Origin of the sequence: Variovorax sp. SG517, assembly GCF_013376045.1 — a bacterium.
Lineage (GTDB): Bacteria > Pseudomonadota > Gammaproteobacteria > Burkholderiales > Burkholderiaceae_C > Variovorax.
In genome coordinates this window covers 203,783-222,278 of record NZ_JABMJG010000010.1, presented here as the reverse complement: position 1 = coordinate 222,278, position 18,496 = coordinate 203,783, and the positions used below count along the sequence as shown (strand labels likewise).

Below are 18,496 nucleotides of genomic sequence, written 5' to 3'. Positions count from 1 at the left end.
GCCTCCGTCCGAGCGCACCGGCGGGCCGGTCTCACAATGCGCGTTGCCCGTCCCGACAAACGCACTGATTCCCAAGGAGATCCCATGAAGGCCCAGAACATCCTCCAGACCATCGGCAACACGCCGCACATCCGCATCAACCGCCTGTTCGGCAATGCGAAGCAGCAGGTGTGGATCAAGTCCGAGCGCGCCAACCCCGGCGGCTCCATCAAGGACCGCATCGCGCTCGCGATGGTCGAAGATGCCGAGAAGAGCGGCGCGCTCAAGCCCGGCGGCACCATCGTCGAGCCCACCTCGGGCAACACCGGCATCGGCCTGGCGATGGTGGCTGCCGTCAAGGGCTACAAGCTGATCCTGGTGATGCCCGACAGCATGTCGGTGGAACGCCGCCGCCTGATGCTGGCCTACGGCGCCACCTTCGACCTCACGCCGCGCGCCAACGGCATGAAGGGTTCCATCGCCCGCGCCGAGGAGATCGTGGCTGGCACGCCCGGCGCATGGATGCCGCAGCAGTTCAACAACCCCGCCAACATCGACGTGCACGTGCGCACCACGGCCGAGGAGATCGCCGCCGACTTCCCCGACGGCATCGACGTGCTCATCACCGGCGTGGGCACCGGCGGCCACATCACGGGCGTGGCGAAGGTGCTGAAGAAGAAGTGGCCCAAGCTGCAGGTGTTCGCGGTGGAGCCGGTGGCCTCGCCGGTCATCTCGGGCGGCCAGCCTTCGCCGCACCCGATCCAGGGCATCGGCGCGGGCTTCATTCCGAAGAACCTCGACACCTCGCTGCTCGACGGCGTGCTGCAGGTCGATGCGGAGCCGGCGCGCGAAATGGCCCGCCGCTGCGCGCAAGAAGAAGGCATCCTGGTCGGCATTTCCTCGGGCGCTACGCTCGCGGCCATCGCGCAGAAGCTGCCCTCGCTGGCTCCCGATGCGGTGGTGCTGGGCTTCAACTACGACACGGGCGAACGCTATCTGTCCGTCGAAGGCTTCCTGCCGGCTTGAATCAGCTATAGCTTTCATAGCGCCCCGGGCGCTTAAAATCCGTGGCCTGCTTGATAACTACAAGCCCCACGCCATGCTGAGAATCTCCGAACTCAAACTCCCGCTCGACCACGCGCCAGAGGCGCTGGCCTCGCTGATCGCCAGGACGCTCGGCGTCCCCCTCGAAGCGATCGTCTCCCACAACGTCTACAAGCGCAGCTTCGACGCCCGCAAGGTCGAGCTGCTCACCGTCTACATCTGCGACGTACAGCTTGCGGACGCGAAGCTCGAAGCCGCCCTGCTCGCGAAGCACGCGGGCCATCCGCATATCCAGCCGGCGCCCGACATGCGCTACACGCCGCCGGCCAGCGCGCCCAAGGGCCTGCCGCTGCGGCCCGTGGTGATCGGCTTCGGCCCCTGCGGCATCTTCGCGGCGCTGATGCTCGCGAAGATGGGCTTCAGGCCCATCGTGCTCGAACGCGGCAAGACCGTGCGCCAGCGCACCCGCGACACCTGGGGCCTGTGGCGCAAGAGCGTGCTCAACCCCGAGTCGAACGTGCAGTTCGGCGAAGGCGGCGCCGGCACTTTTTCCGACGGCAAGCTCTACAGCCAGATCAAGGACCCGCGTTTCCTCGGCCGCAAGGTGATGGAAGAGTTCGTGAAGGCCGGCGCGCCGCCCGAGATCCTTTACGTCGCGCATCCCCACATCGGAACCTTCAAGCTGGTGAAGGTGGTCGAGAACATCCGCGAGCAGATCGTGGCGCTGGGCGGCGAGATCCGCTTCGAGCAGCGCGTGACCGACGTGCACATCGAGGACGGCCACCTTCGCGGGCTCACCGTACTCGACCAGGCCACCGGCCAGAACTGCGAGCTGCGCGCCGACCACGTGGTGATGGCGCTGGGCCACAGCTCGCGCGACACCTTCGCGATGCTGCATGCGCGCGGCGTGCACATCGAGGCCAAGCCCTTTTCCATCGGCTTCCGCGTGGAGCACCCGCAGGGCCTCATCGACCGCGCGCGCTGGGGCCGCCATGCGGGCCACCCGCTGCTGGGTGCCGCCGACTACAAGCTGGTGCACCACGCGAGCAACGGCCGCTCGGTCTACAGCTTCTGCATGTGCCCCGGCGGCACCGTGGTCGCGGCCACCAGCGAGCCGGGCCGCGTGGTCACCAACGGCATGAGCCAGTACTCGCGCAACGAGCGCAACGCCAACGCGGGCATCGTTGTGGGCATCGACCCGCGCGACTATCCCGGAGATGCGCTGGCCGGCATCGCGCTGCAGCGCGAACTGGAAAGCAACGCCTTCGTGCTCGGCGGCGGCGACTACCGCGCGCCCGGCCAGCTGGTGGGCGACTTCATCGCCGGCAAGCCTTCCACCGCGCTCGGCAGCGTGATCCCTTCCTATAAGCCGGGCGTGACGCCGACCGACCTGCACAAGGCCCTGCCCGCCTACGCCATCGAGGCGATGCGCGAGGCCTTCCCCGCGTTCGGCCGCAAGATCAAGGGCTTCGACACGCACGACGCGGTGCTCACCGGCGTCGAGACGCGCACTTCGTCGCCCATCAAGATCACGCGCGGCGACGACTTCCAGAGCCTCAACGTGCGCGGCCTGTACCCCGCCGGCGAAGGCGCGAGCTACGCCGGCGGCATCCTGTCGGCCGGCGTGGACGGCATCAAGGTGGCCGAGGCCGTGGCGCGCAGCGTGCTGGCCGAGACGGAGCGCGAACGCACCGCGAGCGTCTGATGCAGACCATGCCGTCCTCCTCCATCCGCTTCGAGCGCCCCGCCGCGGGCCACCTGGTCGTCGCCACGCTGGCGATGGCGGCCGTGGTGCTCGCCTCCAACGTGCTCGTGCAGTTCGCCATCAACGACTGGCTGACCTGGGGCGCCTTCACCTATCCGGTGGCGTATCTCGTGAGCGATCTCGTCAACCGGCGCTTCGGCCCCGGCATGGCGCGGCGCGTGGCGTGGGTGGGCTTCGCGGTGGCGGTGGGCGTTTCGCTGCTGCTCGCGCCGGTGCGCATCGCGGCAGCCTCGGGACTGGCATTCATTGCCTCGCAACTGCTCGACATCGGCGTCTTCGACCGCCTGCGCCGCGGCCTCTGGTGGCGCGCGCCGCTGGTGGCCACGGTGATCGCGGCGGTGCTCGACAGCATCGTGTTCTGGGGTATCGCCTTCGCGGGCACCGAGGGCCCGTGGCTCACCTGGGCGCTGGGCGACCTCGCGGTGAAGCTGGCCGTCGGCGTGCTGATGCTGCTGCCGTTCCGGCTGCTGATCGGCCGCCAGGCCGCGCGCACTTCCGCCGCCATGAGCTGACGACGGCCACGGAAACGACAATGCACCCAGCACCCCATTCCCTGCGCCGCGCCGCATGCGCGAGCGCATTCCACTGAACCACTTCCTGCTTTCTTCGCGCCTTCGCGCCGGATTTCCAGAATGACCGAAGCAACCACCGCCAACCCGAACAACAAGTCGCGCCGCCCCCGTGGCGAGCGCATGGACATGGCGCAGCAGCTGCAGGCCCTGCGTGCCGGCACGGACGGCGCGACGACCGCGCCCGAAGCCGACACCGCGCAAGCCGTTGCGCAGACCAGGCAGCGTCCGCAACACCAGCAGCAGCGCAAGCCCAAGAAGCCGCAGCAGGCGCAGGGCCGCCAGCAGCCTTCGCAGCAGAAGCAGCAACAACAGCCTCAGCAGCCCGCGCGCCCACAGCGCAAGGTGCACCCGGCGCTCGAGCGCCTGTTCGAGCTTTACCCGAACCTCTTCGGCGCGCGCTTCCTGCCACTGAAGCTCGGCGTGTACGAAGAGCTGATTGCCCGCCACCCCGACGACTTCAAGGCCGAAGACCTGAAGGTGGCGATGGGCCTGCACGCGCGCTCCACGCGCTATCTCGAGAGCGTGGCCGCCGGCCATCCGCGCCACGACCTCGACGGCAACGTCGCCGAGCCGGTGGCGCCCGAGCACGTGCACCACGCCATCCTCGAGCTGCACCGCCGCCGCTCGCAGCGCACCGGCGAAGACCTGCGCCCGCAACTGGTGGCGCGCCTGGCCCGCGCCGTCGAAGCCTCGGGCCTCGACCGCGAGGCCTACGCCGTGCTGGTGCGCTCGCGCGACGCGAACAACAACGCCGTGCTCGACGAAGCCCTCGCCCTGCTCGCGGAACAGGCCGCCAAGCGCGAAGCCCTGCTGCGCGCCTTCGAGGCCAGCGGGCGCAGCGAGAAGGAGTTTGCGGAGATGTACGGCATGAACCCGGCGGAGGTGACGCGGACCCTGCAGCGCGTGAGGCGCGATCAGGCGGCCGCTGCTGCCGCTGCGCAGGAAGCTCCGCCCACGCCGGAAGCGACGGAAACCCCGGCCGCTCCTGAAGCTCCGGCTGCCGACTGACTCGGAAGCCCCCGCGTCGCAGTTTCGAGCCTGCGACCGCCCAAATGAAAAAGCCGCCACGGTGACGTGGCGGCTTTTTCTTTGTCGAGTCACGGGCCGGATGGCCCGTCCCGCATCATCAGCGCTGCGCGTTCTGCAGCGCGGCGATGCGCTCCTCGATCGGCGGGTGCGTCGCGAACAGCTTGCCGATGCTGCCGGTGATGCCCATGGCTTCCACCGCCTTTGGCAGTTCGCCGGCGGGCAGGCCGCCCAGGCGGGCCAGCGCGTTGACCATCGGCTGGCGGTTGCCCATGAGGGCGGCCGAGCCGGCGTCGGCGCGGAACTCGCGCTGGCGCGAAAACCAGGCCACCACCATCGCGGCGGCGAAGCCGAGCACGATGTCGAGCACGATGGTGCTCACGTAGTAGCCGATGCCGGGGCCCGAGCTGCGGTCGTCGCCGCGGCGCAGGAAGCTGTCGACCGCATAGCCGATCACGCGCGACAGGAACACGACGAAGGTGTTCATCACGCCCTGGATCAGCGTCATGGTGACCATGTCGCCGTTGGCGATGTGCGCCACCTCGTGGCCGATGACGGCCTCGACCTCTTCGCGCGTCATGTTCTGCAGCAGGCCGGTGGACACCGCCACCAGCGACGAGTTCTTGAACGCGCCCGTCGCGAAGGCGTTGGGCTCGCCTTCGAAGATGCCGACCTCGGGCATGCCGATGCCGGCCTTGTCGGCGAACTTGCGCACCGTGCCGACGATCCAGGCCTCGTCGGGCGTCTGGGGGTTGTCGATCATGTGCAGGCCGGTGGTCCACTTGGCCATGGGCTTGCTGATGAGCAGCGAGATGATCGCGCCGCCGAAACCCATCACCAGCGCGAAGCCGAGCAGCGCGGTCAGGTTGAGCCCGTTGGCCGTGAGGAAGCGATTGACGCCGAGCAGGCTGGCGACCACGCCGAGCACCGCGACGACCATCACGTTGGTCAGGACAAACAGAAGGATACGTTTCAAGTTGAATTCTCCGTGGGGGAAACCTGCCACCCAGATGAGGGCCCCGGGGCCCTCTTCAAGCCGTTTTCTCGCCATGTTCAGGCAGTTTGCGGCCGTGAAGCCCCGGGAGTTTTAGGTGTTCTGGGCGCTCCGGTCGGCGGCAGCCGGTAGAGCCATGATAGGAGCAAAAGTTCTAGGGCCCCGGTATTCCCCGACCGGCCAAGGGCCTGAAGACCTGCGGATCGTCATAGAACCGTGCTGCCTCGTTGTCGCGGCACCAGCCGGGTACGCCGAGCACCGGCAGCGGCACGAAGGGCTTGTGTTCGAGCCGTAGCGGGTCGAGCGCGGCGGCCACTCGGGCGTCGTCGAGCGCCGCCGGCCCGGTTTCGCCGTGCACCGGCAGCAGCACGTGCGCGGTGATGGGCTTGCGCGGCGTGACCAGTTTTTCCAGCAGCGCATGGCCGAACAGCAGCAGCCGCGCCTCCCGCCACAACCCGCGCTGGCCGACGAAAAGCGTATGCCAGTCGCGCGCGGCCAACGCCCGCCAGAGCGCCGGTGGCGCATCGAGCAAGGCGCCGTTCTCGTCGAACAGCGTGAGCGCATCGCGCAGCGCACCGCGCGTGGCGCCGATGCCGTCACGGGCGATCTCGGCGGCCTGCAGTTCGTTGAGGCGGCGCTTCGCCTGCGGAAAGGCGAGCCACACCAGGCCGTTGAAGAAATCGTGCAGGTTGTCGCGCGTCGGGACGGTGCGGGTCTGGAAGATGTGGGCCTCGTAGGCCTGCCCGGCGGGCAGCGCCTCTTGGCGCACGAAATCGGGTGCCGATGCCTGCCTGATGCGCTGGAGCGCGGTTGCCACGCTGCCATCGCCGTGCGCGACAGCCCGCGCTGCCGCTTCGCCGTCGGCGCGATAGGGCGCGAGCCAGGGCTGCGCCCAGTCGATCGCCGGCAGGGTCAAGGCGCGGGGGCGCCGGTCCAGCGGATGCGGTCCGGGTGCTGCATCAGCGCAAACTCGGCCGTGAGCTTCTCGAAGAGCTTGAGCGAGCTGCTGTTCTTGCCGAGCAGGCCGGCCGTGCGCAGGGCCTTGGCCACGTCGTTGAGCGGCACGTCCTTGCCGCTGCGCAGGGCCGGAGCGGCCTGCAGGATGAATTCGGCGGCTTCCGAGGGTTGCGGCTGCTGCTGTGCCTGCTGCTGCGGCTCGGGCCTGGGCTCGGCTTTGCCGGCAGCCTTCGCCGTCGTCTTGCGCGCTGCCGTCTTCGTCGCGGCTTTCCTCGCGGCGGGCGCGGCCTTGGCGCGCGTGGTCTTCGCCGCGGCCGTCTTCTTCGCGGGCACCGTGCGTGCGGCCGGCTTGGCGACGGCGTTGTGCGCGATGTCGGTGAAGGCGTCGTAGATGCCGATGGTTTCCTCGCCCGTCTTGCCCTGCTGGCCGATGCCGCAGACGCGGCAACCCTTCTCGCGCAGGCGGATCACCAGCGGCGCGAAGTCGGAGTCGGACGACACCAGCACCACCACGTCGGGCCGCTCGGCGATGGCGAGGTCGATGGCATCGACCGACAGCGCGATGTCGGTGCTGTTCTTGCCGGCCGACAGGTTCACCATCGGCCGCACCGAGAGGCGCTTGAAGAGCGCCTGCCGGTTCACCGCCATCTCGGCGTTGCAGTAGGCGCGGCGCACGTGGATGGCGCCGTATTCGTCCATGGTGCGCTGTACCGCCTGCTCGATGACTTCGGCCGACACGTTGTCGGCGTCGATCAGGAGCATCACGCGCAGCGAGGGAACCGTCATGCGAGCTTCCAGCCGACGGTCTCGCCACCGCGCAGCGGCTTGAGCGTGGCGTCGCCGTAGGGCACGGTCTCGGGCACGGTCCAGCTCTCGCGCTTGAGGGTGATGGTGTCGGTGTGGCGCGGCAGGCCGTAGAAGTCAGGGCCGTGGAAGCTCGCGAAGCCTTCGAGCTTGTCGAGCGCGCCCGCGTTGTCGAAGGCCTCGGCGTAGAGCTCGATGGCGGTGAGCGCGGTGTAGCAGCCGGCGCAGCCCAGCGCATGCTCCTTCAGGTGCGCCGGATGCGGCGCGCTGTCGGTGCCCAGGAAGAAGCGGTCGCTGCCGCTGGTGGCCGCCTCGACTAGCGCCACGCGGTGCGTCTCGCGCTTGAGCACGGGCAGGCAGTAGTAGTGCGGGCGGATGCCGCCGGTGAAGATGGCGTTGCGGTTGTAGAGCAGGTGGTGCGCCGTGATGGTGGCGGCCGTGAAGCGGCCGGCATCGCGCACGTAGTGGGCGCCTTCCTTGGTGGTGAGGTGCTCGAACACCACCTTCAGCTCGGGGAAGTCGCGGCGCAGCGGGATCATCACGCGGTCGACGAACACGGCCTCGCGGTCGAACAGGTCGATGGCCGGGTCGGTCACCTCGCCGTGCACCAGCAGCAGCAGGCCGTGCTTCTGCATGGCTTCGAGCGTCTTGTAGGTCTTGCGGATGTCGGTCACGCCGGCATCGCTGTTGGTGGTGGCGCCTGCCGGATAGAGCTTGAGCGCGCGCACGCCAGCTTCGGCTGCCAGCGCGATCTCCTCGGGCGGCAGCTTGTCGGTGAGATAGAGCGACATCACCGGCTCGAAGCCGGTGCCTTCGGGCACGGCGGCGCGGATGCGGTCGCGGTACGCCACGGCCTGCGCGGCGGTGGTCACGGGGGGGCGGAGGTTCGGCATGATCAGCGCGCGGCCGAACTGGCGGGCGCTGTGGGGAACGACGGCTTCGAGTGCGGCGCCGTCGCGCACGTGCAGGTGCCAGTCGTCGGGGCGGGTGATCGTGAGGGTGTCTGTCATGGCCCGGGGATTGTCGCACCGGGCCCCAGCAGGTACTCGCGCACCAGCGAACGCGCCCTGTGCAGCCGGCTCTTCACGGCGCCCGGCGGTTCACCGAGCCGTTCGGCGATTTCCGCGATGGTCAGCTCCTCGAAGTCGCGCAGCAGCACCACCTCGAGGTAGTGCGCGGGCAGCGATTCGAGCGCGTGGGTGAGGTCCAGCCGCAGCGCGGCGTCGCCGCGGCTGAGCAATTGCCGCTCGGCCGCTTCCTCGTCGAGCGGCTCGTGCCTGAACATCGCCCGCTGCAGCCGCAGGCATTCGCGCCGGATGACGGTGAAGAGCCACGACGAGAATGCCGCCGCGGCCTTCAGCCCCCGGACCTTGCGCGCGATGACCAGCAGCGACTCCTGCACCGCGTCGTCGACGTCGCTGGCATGGCAGTGCCGCCAGGCGTAGCGGCGCGCATCGGCCTGGCAGACCGCGAGCAGGCTCGCGATGGCGGCCGGGTCGCCGGTCTGCGCGGCGAGGATCAGGCCCGATCGGTCGATGCCCGCGGCCATGCTTCAGCGCCCCTTTCCGTCGAGCTTGCGCCCGAGCATCGCGCACATCGGGCAGAAGCCGAACAGGCCCGTCAGCGCGAGCATCGCGCCCATGAGCGCGACGGCCACGCCCAGCCCGAAGCCGGCTGTGCTCCAGCCGAGGGCCGCGAAAGCCAGTGCCGCAAGGCCGATGACGATGCGCAGTGCACGTTCCCAGCCGGGAAGATTCTTTGCGTAGAGCATGGCGGTTCCTTCGATCCTTCTTGGTGATGAGTAAGTGCATGAGGAAGACCCTCGGACACCAAGAGGCGTCGAACCCGCCGGATGGTTCGCGGGAAGCACAAATTTTTCCACGCCGGCAGGAACGCCCGGCAGCCGTCATGGCCCTCGCTCCACAAGGGATTCCCTCGCTGGCACATGTCGTGCTTGACAGTTATTTACGTTCTTTTCCACTTTCATTCCAACGGAGTTCCATGTGAAGCGTGCTGCCCCTGCCCTGTTCCTGAAACCCCTGGCCGCCTGCGCGGCGCTCGCCACACTGGTGCTCGCCGCGCCCCATGCGATGGCGCAGGAGAAGACGCTGCGCATCGCCATGACGGCCGCCGACATTCCGCGCACGCTGGGCCAGCCCGACCAGGGTTTCGAGGGCAACCGCTTCACCGGCATTCCGATCTACGACTCGCTCACGCAATGGGACCTGTCGAAGGCCGACGCGCCCAGCGTGCTGATCCCCGGCCTCGCCGCCTCGTGGGCGGTCGACGCCAAGGACAAGACCAAGTGGGTCTTCAAGCTGCGCCCCGGCGTGAAGTTCCACGACGGCTCGGCCTTCAACGCCGACGCCGTGGTGTGGAACGTGCAGAAGGTGCTCGACAAGGATGCCGTGCAGTTCGACCCCAGCCAGGTCGGCGTGACGGCCTCGCGCATGCCCACGCTCAAGTCGGCGCGCAAGATCGACGACACCACGGTCGAGCTCACCACCAGCGAGCCCGACGCCTTCCTGCCGATCAACCTCACGAACCTGTTCATGGCCTCGCCCGCGCACTGGCAGAAGAAGTTCGACGCGGCCGCGGGCGCCACCCCTGCAGACAAGGCCAAGGCCGCCTGGACCGCCTTCGCCGCCGACCCGTCGGGCTCGGGCCCGTTCAAGGTCACGCGCTTCGTGGCGCGCGAGCGTCTCGAGCTGGCCGCCAACAAGGGCTACTGGGATGCCAAGCGCGTGCCGAAGATCGACAAGGTCGTGCTGCTGCCGATGCCCGAGGCCAACGCGCGCACCGCCGCGCTGCTGGGCGGGCAGGTCGACTGGATCGAGGCGCCCGCCCCCGACGCGATGGCCCAGATCACGCAGCGCGGCTTCAAGATCTATTCGAACGCGCAGCCGCACGTGTGGCCCTGGCAGCTCTCGTTCGCCGAAGGCTCGCCCTGGCTCGACAAACGCGTGCGCCAGGCCGCCAACCTGTGCATCGACCGCGCCGGCATGAAGCAGCTGCTGGGCGGCATGATGGCCGAGCCCAAGGGCACGGTACCGCCGGGCCACCCGTGGTTCGGCAAGCCCACCTTTGACATCCGCTACGACGTGAAGGCGGCGCAGGCACTCATGACGCAGGCCGGCTACTCCGCCGCCAAGCCGATCAAGGTGAAGGTGCAGATCTCGGCCTCGGGCTCGGGCCAGATGCAGCCGTTGCCGATGAACGAGTTCGCGCAGCAGTCGCTCAAGCAGTGCTACTTCGACGTGCAGTTCGACGTGATCGAATGGAACACGCTCTTCACCAACTGGCGCAAGGGCGCGAAGGACCCGTCGGCCAACGGCGCCAACGCGGTCAACATCAGCTTCGCGGCCATGGACCCGTTCTTCGCGATGGTGCGCTTCGTGAGCACCAAGACCGTCCCGCCGGTGTCGAACAACTGGGGCTACTACGGCAACGCCGAGGTCGACAAGCTGGTGGCCGACGCGCGCACCAGCTTCGACGACAAGGCGCGCGACGCCGCGCTTGCCAAGCTGCACACGTACATCGTGGACGACGCGCCCTTCGTGTGGATCGCGCACGACGTCGGCCCGCGCGCCATGTCGGCCAAGGTGAAGAACGTGGTGCAGCCCAAGAGCTGGTTCATCGACATCGCCACGATGTCGATGGACTGACGAGCCCCCGATGCTCGCCTACCTTCTGCGCCGCGTGATCTACGCCGTGCCGATCATGATCGGCGTGGCGCTCGTGTGCTTCCTGCTCGTGCACATCGCGCCGGGCGATCCGCTGGTGTCGATACTGCCGCCCGACGCCTCCGCCGAGCTGCAGGCGCAGCTGCGCGAGCTGTACGGCTTCAACCGCTCGCTGCCCGAGCAGTTCGCGATGTGGCTGTGGCGCGCGCTGCACGGCGACCTGGGCGTGTCGATCGCGAGCAACCGCGCGGTGGCGGGCGAGGTGTTCACCGCCGTGGGCAACACGCTGCGGCTCGCGGTGGTGGCCACGCTCATCGGCTTCGTGCTGGGCAGCCTGTTCGGCTTTGTCGCGGGCTACTTCCGCGGCTCCTGGCCCGACCGGCTGGCCTCGATGTTCTCCGTGCTCGGCGTGAGCGTGCCGCACTACTGGCTGGGCATGGTGATGGTGATCGTGTTCTCCTCGCAGCTCATGTGGCTGCCGGCCACCGGCGCGGGCCCCAGCGGCTCGGACGACTGGGCCTGGGACTGGGCGCACCTGCAGTTCCTGCTGCTGCCCGCGGTCACGATGTCGGTGATCCCCATGGGCATCATCGCGCGCACCGTGCGGGCGCTGGTGGCCGAGATCTTGGAGCAGGAGTTCATCGTCGGCCTGCGCGCGAAGGGGCTCACGCACCTCGGGGTATTCCGCCACATGGTGAAGAACGCCGCACCCACGGCGCTGGCGGTGATGGGGCTGCAGCTGGGCTACCTGCTCGGCGGCTCGATCCTCATCGAGACGGTGTTCTCCTGGCCGGGCACCGGCTTCCTGCTGAACTCGGCCATCTTCCAGCGCGACCTGCCGCTGCTGCAGGGCACGATCCTCGTGCTGGCGCTGTTCTTCGTCGTGCTCAACCTGCTGGTCGACGTGCTGCAGACCCTGCTGGACCCGCGCATCGCCCGGGCCTGAAAGACCATGTCCTCCGTGCTCGCCCCCTCCTCTGTTGCCGCGGCCGTCGAGCCGCTGCCCGCCCAGCGCTCGCGCGGCTACTGGGCCTCGGTCTGGCTTCGTTTCCGGCGCGACCCGGTGGCCGTCGGCGCGGCGGTCGTCGTGCTGCTGCTGATCGCGCTCGCCATCTTCGGCCCCTGGCTCGCGCCGTCGGACCCGTACCAGTCGTCGATGCTCAAGCGGCTCAAGCCCATCGGCACCGAGGGCCTGCCGCTGGGCAGCGATGAGCTGGGCCGCGACATGCTCTCGCGCCTCATCGTCGGCGCGCGGCTGTCGCTCTTCATCGGCATCACGCCGGTGCTGTGTGCCTTCGTGCTGGGCACGGTCATCGGCATCGTCGCGGGCTACGCGGGCGGGCTGACCAACACGCTCATCATGCGCACCATCGACGTGTTCTACGCCTTCCCGTCGGTGTTGCTGGCCATCGCGCTGTCGGGCGCGCTGGGCGCGGGCGTGGTCAATTCGCTGATCTCGCTGACCATCGTCTTCATTCCGCAGATCGCGCGGGTGGCCGAGAGCGTGACCACGCAGGTGCGCACCCGCGACTACGTGGAGGCGGCGCGCGCCTCGGGCGCCGGGCCCTTCACCATCGTGCGGGTGCACGTGCTGGGCAACGTGCTCGGGCCGATCTTCGTGTACGCCACCAGCCTGATCGCGGTGTCGATGATCCTGGCCTCGGGCCTGTCGTTCCTGGGCCTGGGCGTGAAGCCGCCGGAGCCCGAGTGGGGGCTGATGCTCAACACGCTGCGCACCGCGATCTACGTGCAGCCCTGGGTCGCGGCGCTGCCGGGCGTGATGATCTTCGTCACCTCGATCTCCTTCAACATCCTGTCCGACGGGCTGCGCACCGCCATGGACAACAAGGGCTGAGGCATGGCAATGGACGCACTGGAAGACATCGGCGGGCCGGCCCAGCCGCTGCTGACGATCAATGGCCTGGTCAAGCATTTCCCGCTGAAGAAAGACCCGCTGGGCCGTGGCGGCGGCGTGGTGCGGGCGGTCGACGGCGTGGACTTCGAGGTGCTCAAGGGCGAGACGCTGGGCGTGGTCGGCGAGTCGGGCTGCGGCAAGTCGACCACCGCGCGCCTGCTGATGCAGCTGATCGAACCCACGCGCGGCGAAGTGGTGTTCGACGGCCGCGAGGTCGGCGGCCGCGACCTGCCGCTGAAGGAGTTCCGCCGCCAGGTGCAGATGGTGTTCCAGGACAGCTACGCCTCGCTGAACCCGCGCCTGACCATCGAGGACTCGATCGCCTTCGGGCCGCAGGTGCACGGCGTGCCGCGCCGCGAATCGGTGGCGCGGGCGCGCGACCTGCTCGGGCGCGTGGGCCTGTCGCCCCAGCGCTTTGCCGAGCGCTATCCGCACGAGCTCTCGGGCGGCCAGCGGCAGCGCGTGAACATCGCGCGGGCACTCGCGCTGCAGCCGCGCATGGTGATCCTCGACGAGGCCGTCTCCGCTCTCGACAAGTCGGTGGAGGCGCAGGTCATCAACCTGCTGCTCGACCTGAAGGCCGAGTTCGGCCTGACCTACGTGTTCATCAGCCACGACCTCAACGTGGTGCGCTACGTGAGCGACCGCGTCATGGTGATGTACCTGGGCCAGGTGGCCGAGATCGGCCCGGCCGATGCGCTCTACGACCAGCCCGCGCATCCCTACACGCGCGCGCTGCTGTCCTCCATGCCGTCGATGGACCCCGACCACCGCACCGAGGAGGCGGCGCTCGCGGGCGATCCGCCGAACCCGATCAACCCGCCCTCGGGCTGCCGCTTTCATCCGCGCTGCGCGCTGGCCGCGCCGGTGTGCGCCAGGGTCGTGCCCGAGCGCATCGCCACCGGTTCGCAGCATGCGGTGAGCTGCCTTATCCACGAGCCCGGCAGCGGGCACCCGATGGCCATCGAAACCCCGAGGAAAGCAGCATGAGCAGCGACGAACCCATGGTCCGCCTGCGCGACCTCAGCGTCACCTTCGGCGGCGGCCGCAAGCCGGTGCATGCCGTCAGCGGCGTGAGCCTCGAAGTGAAGCGCGGCGAGGTCGTCGCGCTGATCGGCGAGTCGGGCTCCGGCAAGAGCGTGACCATGCGCACCCTGCTGCGCCTGCACCCCGAGCGCCGCACCCGCATGGGCGGCACGGTGCAGGTGGCCGGCCGCGACGTGCTCGCCATGTCGCAGCGCGAACTGGCCGATTTCCGCGGCAAGGTCGCGTCGATGATCTTCCAGGAGCCGCTGCTGGCGCTCGACCCGGTGTACTCGGTGGGCGCGCAGATCGTCGAGTCGATCCGGCGGCATGAGTCCGTCACCCAGGCCGAGGCGCAGCAACGCGCGCTGGCGCTGTTCGAGCGCGTTCGCATTCCCAGCCCCGAGCGGCGCCTGCAGGCCTATCCGCACGAGATGTCGGGCGGCATGCGCCAGCGCGCCATGATCGCGCTGGCACTTGCCTGCAAGCCCCAGCTGCTGCTGGCCGACGAGCCCACCACCGCGCTCGACGCCACGGTGCAGATCCAGATCCTGCTGCTGCTGCGCGAGCTGCAGCGCGACCTGGGCCTCTCGGTGATCTTCGTCACGCACGACATCGGCGCCGCCGTCGAGGTGGCCGACCGCATCGCCGTGATGTATGCGGGGCGCATCGTCGAGGAAGGCACTGCGCGCGAGCTGATCCGCTCGCCGCGCCATCCGTACACCATCGCGCTGCTCAAGAGCCGCGCGCACGGCGCGCTGGCGCGCGGCACGCGGCTGGAAACCATCGGCGGCGCTCCACCCGATCTGTCGGCGCTGCCGCCCGGCTGCGCCTTCGCCGAACGCTGCGCGCTCGCGAGCGACCCCTGCCGCGCGGCGCAGCCGCCGGTGGTCGAGCTTGCCCCGAACCACCGCGCACGCTGCATCCACACCGACGCGGCCGCGGCCATTGCGCCGGTGCTCGTCGCCTGACAACCTCAAGTTTCATCGCCCATCGCCATGCCCCTGCACGACCCCGCCCACGCCTTCGTTCCGTACCCTGATGCGCCAGTGGCCCGCGCCACGACCGGCCCGCTGGCCGACCTGAGCTTTGCCGCGAAAGACCTGTTCGACGTGGCCGGCTACCCCACGGGCGGCGGCAACCCGATCGTGCTGGCGATGTCGGGCATCAAGACGCGCACCGCGCCCACCGTGCAGAAGCTGCTCGATGCGGGCGCGCGTTTCGCCGGCAAGACGGTGACCGACGAGCTCGCTTTCTCGATGAACGGCAACAACGCGCACTTCGGCGCGCCCATCAACGGCGCCGCCAAAGACCGCATCACCGGCGGCAGTTCGTCGGGCTCGGCATCGGCCGTGTCGTCGCATCTGTGTGACTTCGCGCTGGGCACCGACACCGGCGGCTCGGTGCGCGCGCCGGCCAATCACTGCGGCCTGTACGGGCTGCGTCCCACGCACGGCCGAGTGAGCCTCGAAGGCGCGCTCGACCTCGCGCCCAGCTTCGACACTTGCGGCTGGTTCGCGCGCGACATCGGCACCTTCGCGCGCGTGGCCGACGTGCTGCTGGGCGCCGATGCCGAACCGCTGCCCGATCGCGTGCGGCTGCTGCGCCCCGACGATGTCTGGGCGCTGGCCGTGCCGGCGGCGGCCGACGCGCTGAAGGGCGCGGCCGACCGCGTGCAGGGCGTGCTAGGCCCTGCCAAGGGCATCGAGGTGGCGATGGAGTCCTTCGACGCGATGTACTGGAACTTCCGTTACCTGCAATCGCGCGAAGCCTGGCTCACCGACGGCCCGCTCATCGAACGCTACGCCCCGCCGCTGGGGCCGGGCGTGGCCGAGCGCTTTGCATGGTCGCGCGAAGTCACCGATGCGCAGGTGAATGCGGCGCGTGTCTTCCGCACCGCGTTCCGCACGCATCTGGCTTCGCTGCTCGGCAGCGACGGCGTACTGCTGATGCCGACCATGCCCGACATCGCCCCGCTGCGCAGCGACAGCGAGGCAGCGCTGGAGGACTACCGCAACCGCGCGATCCGCATGCTGTGCATCGCGGGGCTGGCTGGCTTTCCGCAGCTGTCGATGCCGCTAGCCTCGCGCGACGGCGCGCCGCTGGGCATCTCGCTGCTCGGGCCGGCGGGGTCGGACCGGTCGCTGGTCGCGCTGGCGCAGCGCATCGCGGGCTGAGGCCGTCGCGGCGTCTGCCCGCAGCCGCTACAGTCGCTCCGAAGCCCGCACCGGGCTCTGGAGCACTCATGCTGAACTGGCAAGAAGCCAATATCCTTTCCATCCTCGACCAGTGTTGCGAGAACTATGTGTTCCCTATGCTGGACAACGGCTATGTCTACCTCGCAGCCACTCGCATGTCTCTGTACCGGTCGCCGCAGGACTGGGCCATGGTCATTGAAGTGTTCGGCTTCTCGCCGAGGTCTGGCATTCCCGATACGCACGTGCATACCTTCGCCAGTCGCCTGCATGACCGCACTCCGGAAACTGACTACATCAACCGGAAGGCCTACGACGACTATCTCGCACGCAACCCGAACAACGAGTCGCGCTTCATCTTTCCCATCGAGGAAGGTGGATGGCAGGATGCTGAAAACCTCGAGTGGGTTGCCGCCAGCGGCAAGCACCGATTGACCTTGCGAGGCCGATCGATCCCGTGCCCTACCGTCGCGGATTGCAGCTCCCACCTGATACTTCCCCTGGATGAGCGCCGACTTCACACCTTCGAACTCTGCCGCATCCTCGCAGCTACCCACCGCGAAGATGTTCTGGCCAACGCAGTTGAGCGTCGAGCCAATGTACGACCGGAGATGCAACAGATCTTGCAACTCGAAGAGTGGCATCACCCCAATGTCGTTGATGAAAAATGCCGACCCGGCAACTCGGCCACGTTCCAGCAGTTGGTCAAGGTGCTGACGACCGGCGACACAACGCACTACCGGCCAGAACTCACCCCGAACACCCATTGGGCCCACTGGCCTGAAGGCGGCACCCTTTAGTCGATTTCTGCGTCGTCACCTACGCCAGTTGCACGCTGCCCGGCTCCCGCAGCAGGCAGACATCGCAGTCGACGCCGCCGCCGCCCGCGCGCTCGATCACCGCGAAGTCGCCAGCATCCATCGCCAGCAGCGCGTGATGCCAGGTGCCGGGCGCAAGCACCACGCCCTGGCGCCCGTCGGTGATGAAGGCCGCGAGCTGCCGTGCCGACGTGGGTGCTTCGCCCGCGGGGGCGACCACGATCACGAAGCGTCTTTCTCCGAGCGGCACGAAGGTCTGGCTGCCGAGCGCATGCCGCTCCATCTCCAGCACCTCGTGAGGAAAGCGCCGTGCCTGCGCGCGGAACAGCGCGAGCATCGGCCTGCCGCCTTCGGCGTCGAGCTGCAGGTCGTCGAGCAAGTCGAAGCGTTGCGCATTGCCGCCGTTGATGGACCTGCCTTCGCCGGCGGGCGCCGCGATCACGGTGCCGTAGGGCGCGAAGGCCACTGGAGTCAGCGGCTGCGCCACCAGCACCTCGGCGGCGGTCGGGGAAACATCGTTCATCCGGCCATTGCAGCAGAAAGCGTGCCGTTCGCCTACGCGAGATCGGCCGGGCAGACTGCCCGACACCGGCGCGCAGGAGATACTGTTCGCTTCGCAAACGACGACAACGACGAATGCAGGCACCGGCATGAATACGACCGAGCCCCACCCGATCGCCCCGACACTGGCCGAGGGCGGCCTGGCCGCCATCTTCACCGCGCCCGACGGCGCCCAGGCCTTCGCCGTGCGCTGGCAAGGCGGCGTGTACGGCTATCTCAACCAGTGCCCCCATGCGGGCGGCCCGCTTGATTTCGAAGGCCAGGTGCTGGAAAGTTCAGGCCGCTTCCTGATGTGCGCGCGGCACGGTGCCATCTTCGAGCCCGACACCGGCAAGTGCGTCGGCGGCCCCTGCCGCGGCGCGCGCCTCACGCCGGTGGCCGTGCACGAGAAGGCCGACGGCAGCGTGTGGGCCGGCGCCGCCGGCTGAAGAGAAGAAAAGACAAGCCAGAACAGGACAACCATCCAGGAGAAAGAAGACATGCGCAACTGCATCAACCGATTCCGCACTCTCCCGCATGCGGCCCTGCCGGCCGCGGCGCTCGCCCTGGCCGGCCTCCTGGCGGGCTGCGCGGGCATGTCCTCGCCCGTGGGCAAGGGCTCCACGGGCATGAAGGTCACGTCCAGTGCGTTCAGCGACAACGGCACCATTCCGGCCGAACACGCGGGAGTTGGCGACTGCGGCGGCAAGAACATCTCGCCGCCGGTGGCCTGGAGCAACCTGCCGGCCAAGACGAAGTCGGTCGCGGTGCTCGTGTTCGACCCCGACGGCGCAGCTGGCCTCGGCGTGTCGCACTGGGTGGCCTACAACATCGCGGCCGAGCGCGGCGAGCTCAAGGCAGGCGAAGGAGCGGCGGGTTCGAACTTCGACTTCACCATGGGCCCGAACGTGGCCGGCACGCCCGCCTACCGCGGCATGTGCCCGCCGGCGGGCGACCGGCCGCACCACTACGTGGTGACCGTGATCGCCACCGAGGTCGCGCCGGGCAGCCTGCCGGCCGGCCTGGGCCGCGACGCACTGCTGGCCGCGCTCAAGGGCCGCTCGCTGGGCGGCCAGAGCGTGGTCGGCCTCTACAGCCGCTGAGCCGGAATGGTCCGGATCGGCAACAGTTAATAATTAAGACCTCGTTTCGCCGGCATCCGCCAGCAATGGCTGCAGCCT

20 protein-coding genes are annotated in these 18,496 nt (G+C 69.0%); 13 read left to right on the top strand and 7 right to left on the bottom strand.

Annotation, left to right across the window (positions count from 1 at the left end; translation table 11 throughout):
* Positions 1 to 84: 84 nt before the first annotated feature.
* From cysK to FHT32_RS27745, 4 genes are all read left to right on the top strand, one after another.
* Positions 85 to 1,005: a cysteine synthase A gene (gene cysK / locus FHT32_RS27760; protein ID WP_176667785.1), complete on the top strand. Its 921-nt coding sequence runs from the start codon at positions 85 to 87 to the stop codon at positions 1,003 to 1,005.
* A gap of 73 nt (positions 1,006 to 1,078) precedes the next feature.
* Positions 1,079 to 2,728, top strand: a complete 1,650-nt coding sequence (locus tag FHT32_RS27755) for an NAD(P)/FAD-dependent oxidoreductase (RefSeq protein WP_176667784.1) — start codon at positions 1,079 to 1,081, stop codon at positions 2,726 to 2,728.
* An 8-nt stretch (positions 2,729 to 2,736) separates the two neighbouring features.
* Entirely contained in the window at positions 2,737 to 3,300 is a 564-nt protein-coding gene (locus tag FHT32_RS27750) for a VUT family protein (protein ID WP_176667902.1), read from the top strand.
* A gap of 120 nt (positions 3,301 to 3,420) precedes the next feature.
* Positions 3,421 to 4,368: a ProQ/FINO family protein gene (locus tag FHT32_RS27745; protein ID WP_176667783.1), complete on the top strand. Its 948-nt coding sequence runs from the start codon at positions 3,421 to 3,423 to the stop codon at positions 4,366 to 4,368.
* A 118-nt stretch (positions 4,369 to 4,486) separates the two neighbouring features.
* On the opposite strand, the gene htpX is transcribed toward FHT32_RS27745, so the two are convergent.
* The 6 genes from htpX to FHT32_RS27715 form a co-directional block, all read right to left on the bottom strand.
* Positions 4,487 to 5,362 (bottom strand): protease HtpX, encoded by an 876-nt coding sequence (gene htpX / locus FHT32_RS27740; protein ID WP_176667782.1) that lies wholly within the window; start codon positions 5,360 to 5,362, stop codon positions 4,487 to 4,489.
* Positions 5,363 to 5,534: 172 nt separating this feature from the next.
* Positions 5,535 to 6,296: a DUF3025 domain-containing protein gene (locus tag FHT32_RS27735; RefSeq protein WP_176667781.1), complete on the bottom strand. Its 762-nt coding sequence runs from the start codon at positions 6,294 to 6,296 to the stop codon at positions 5,535 to 5,537.
* Entirely contained in the window at positions 6,293 to 7,123 is an 831-nt protein-coding gene (locus tag FHT32_RS27730; RefSeq protein ID WP_176667780.1) for an NYN domain-containing protein, read from the bottom strand. Before FHT32_RS27730 ends, FHT32_RS27735 begins: the two co-directional genes overlap by 4 nt.
* On the bottom strand, positions 7,120 to 8,151 hold the full coding sequence (pyrC, locus tag FHT32_RS27725; protein ID WP_176667779.1) for a dihydroorotase: 1,032 nt from the start codon (positions 8,149 to 8,151) through the stop codon (positions 7,120 to 7,122). Before pyrC ends, FHT32_RS27730 begins: the two co-directional genes overlap by 4 nt.
* Positions 8,148 to 8,690 (bottom strand): RNA polymerase sigma factor, encoded by a 543-nt coding sequence (locus FHT32_RS27720; RefSeq protein ID WP_176667778.1) that lies wholly within the window; start codon positions 8,688 to 8,690, stop codon positions 8,148 to 8,150. The genes pyrC and FHT32_RS27720 overlap by 4 nt, the downstream gene beginning before the upstream one ends.
* 3 nt (positions 8,691 to 8,693) lie before the next feature.
* Entirely contained in the window at positions 8,694 to 8,912 is a 219-nt protein-coding gene (locus FHT32_RS27715) for a DUF2892 domain-containing protein (protein ID WP_176667777.1), read from the bottom strand.
* 232 nt (positions 8,913 to 9,144) lie between these two features.
* On the opposite strand from FHT32_RS27715, the gene FHT32_RS27710 reads away from it, so the two are divergent.
* The 7 genes from FHT32_RS27710 to FHT32_RS27680 all read left to right on the top strand — a co-directional run bounded on the left by FHT32_RS27710 (position 9,145) and on the right by FHT32_RS27680 (position 16,757).
* Positions 9,145 to 10,806: an ABC transporter substrate-binding protein gene (locus tag FHT32_RS27710; RefSeq protein ID WP_176667776.1), complete on the top strand. Its 1,662-nt coding sequence runs from the start codon at positions 9,145 to 9,147 to the stop codon at positions 10,804 to 10,806.
* 10 nt (positions 10,807 to 10,816) lie between these two features.
* Positions 10,817 to 11,770, top strand: coding sequence for an ABC transporter permease (locus tag FHT32_RS27705; protein ID WP_176667775.1), 954 nt, complete (start codon positions 10,817 to 10,819; stop codon positions 11,768 to 11,770).
* Positions 11,771 to 11,776: 6 nt separating this feature from the next.
* The gene (locus FHT32_RS27700; RefSeq protein WP_176667774.1) at positions 11,777 to 12,679 is read left to right on the top strand and encodes an ABC transporter permease; all 903 of its coding nucleotides are present in this window, start codon (positions 11,777 to 11,779) and stop codon (positions 12,677 to 12,679) included.
* Positions 12,680 to 12,688: 9 nt separating this feature from the next.
* Positions 12,689 to 13,729, top strand: a complete 1,041-nt coding sequence (locus tag FHT32_RS27695; RefSeq protein WP_176667900.1) for an ABC transporter ATP-binding protein — start codon at positions 12,689 to 12,691, stop codon at positions 13,727 to 13,729.
* 14 nt (positions 13,730 to 13,743) lie between these two features.
* Positions 13,744 to 14,733: an ABC transporter ATP-binding protein gene (locus FHT32_RS27690; RefSeq protein WP_176667901.1), complete on the top strand. Its 990-nt coding sequence runs from the start codon at positions 13,744 to 13,746 to the stop codon at positions 14,731 to 14,733.
* Between the two features lie 27 nt (positions 14,734 to 14,760).
* The gene (locus FHT32_RS27685) at positions 14,761 to 15,939 is read left to right on the top strand and encodes an amidase (RefSeq protein WP_176667773.1); all 1,179 of its coding nucleotides are present in this window, start codon (positions 14,761 to 14,763) and stop codon (positions 15,937 to 15,939) included.
* Positions 15,940 to 16,007: 68 nt separating this feature from the next.
* Complete coding sequence (locus FHT32_RS27680; RefSeq protein WP_218088436.1) at positions 16,008 to 16,757, top strand: hypothetical protein; 750 nt, start codon at positions 16,008 to 16,010, stop codon at positions 16,755 to 16,757.
* A gap of 19 nt (positions 16,758 to 16,776) precedes the next feature.
* Here FHT32_RS27680 and FHT32_RS27675 read toward each other — a convergent pair whose 3' ends face one another.
* Positions 16,777 to 17,298, bottom strand: coding sequence for an ureidoglycolate lyase (locus FHT32_RS27675; RefSeq protein WP_176667772.1), 522 nt, complete (start codon positions 17,296 to 17,298; stop codon positions 16,777 to 16,779).
* A 127-nt stretch (positions 17,299 to 17,425) separates the two neighbouring features.
* On the opposite strand from FHT32_RS27675, the gene FHT32_RS27670 reads away from it, so the two are divergent.
* On the top strand, positions 17,426 to 17,764 hold the full coding sequence (locus FHT32_RS27670; protein ID WP_176667771.1) for a Rieske 2Fe-2S domain-containing protein: 339 nt from the start codon (positions 17,426 to 17,428) through the stop codon (positions 17,762 to 17,764).
* Between the two features lie 51 nt (positions 17,765 to 17,815).
* Positions 17,816 to 18,418, top strand: coding sequence for a YbhB/YbcL family Raf kinase inhibitor-like protein (locus FHT32_RS27665; protein WP_176667770.1), 603 nt, complete (start codon positions 17,816 to 17,818; stop codon positions 18,416 to 18,418).
* Positions 18,419 to 18,496: the final 78 nt, after the last annotated feature.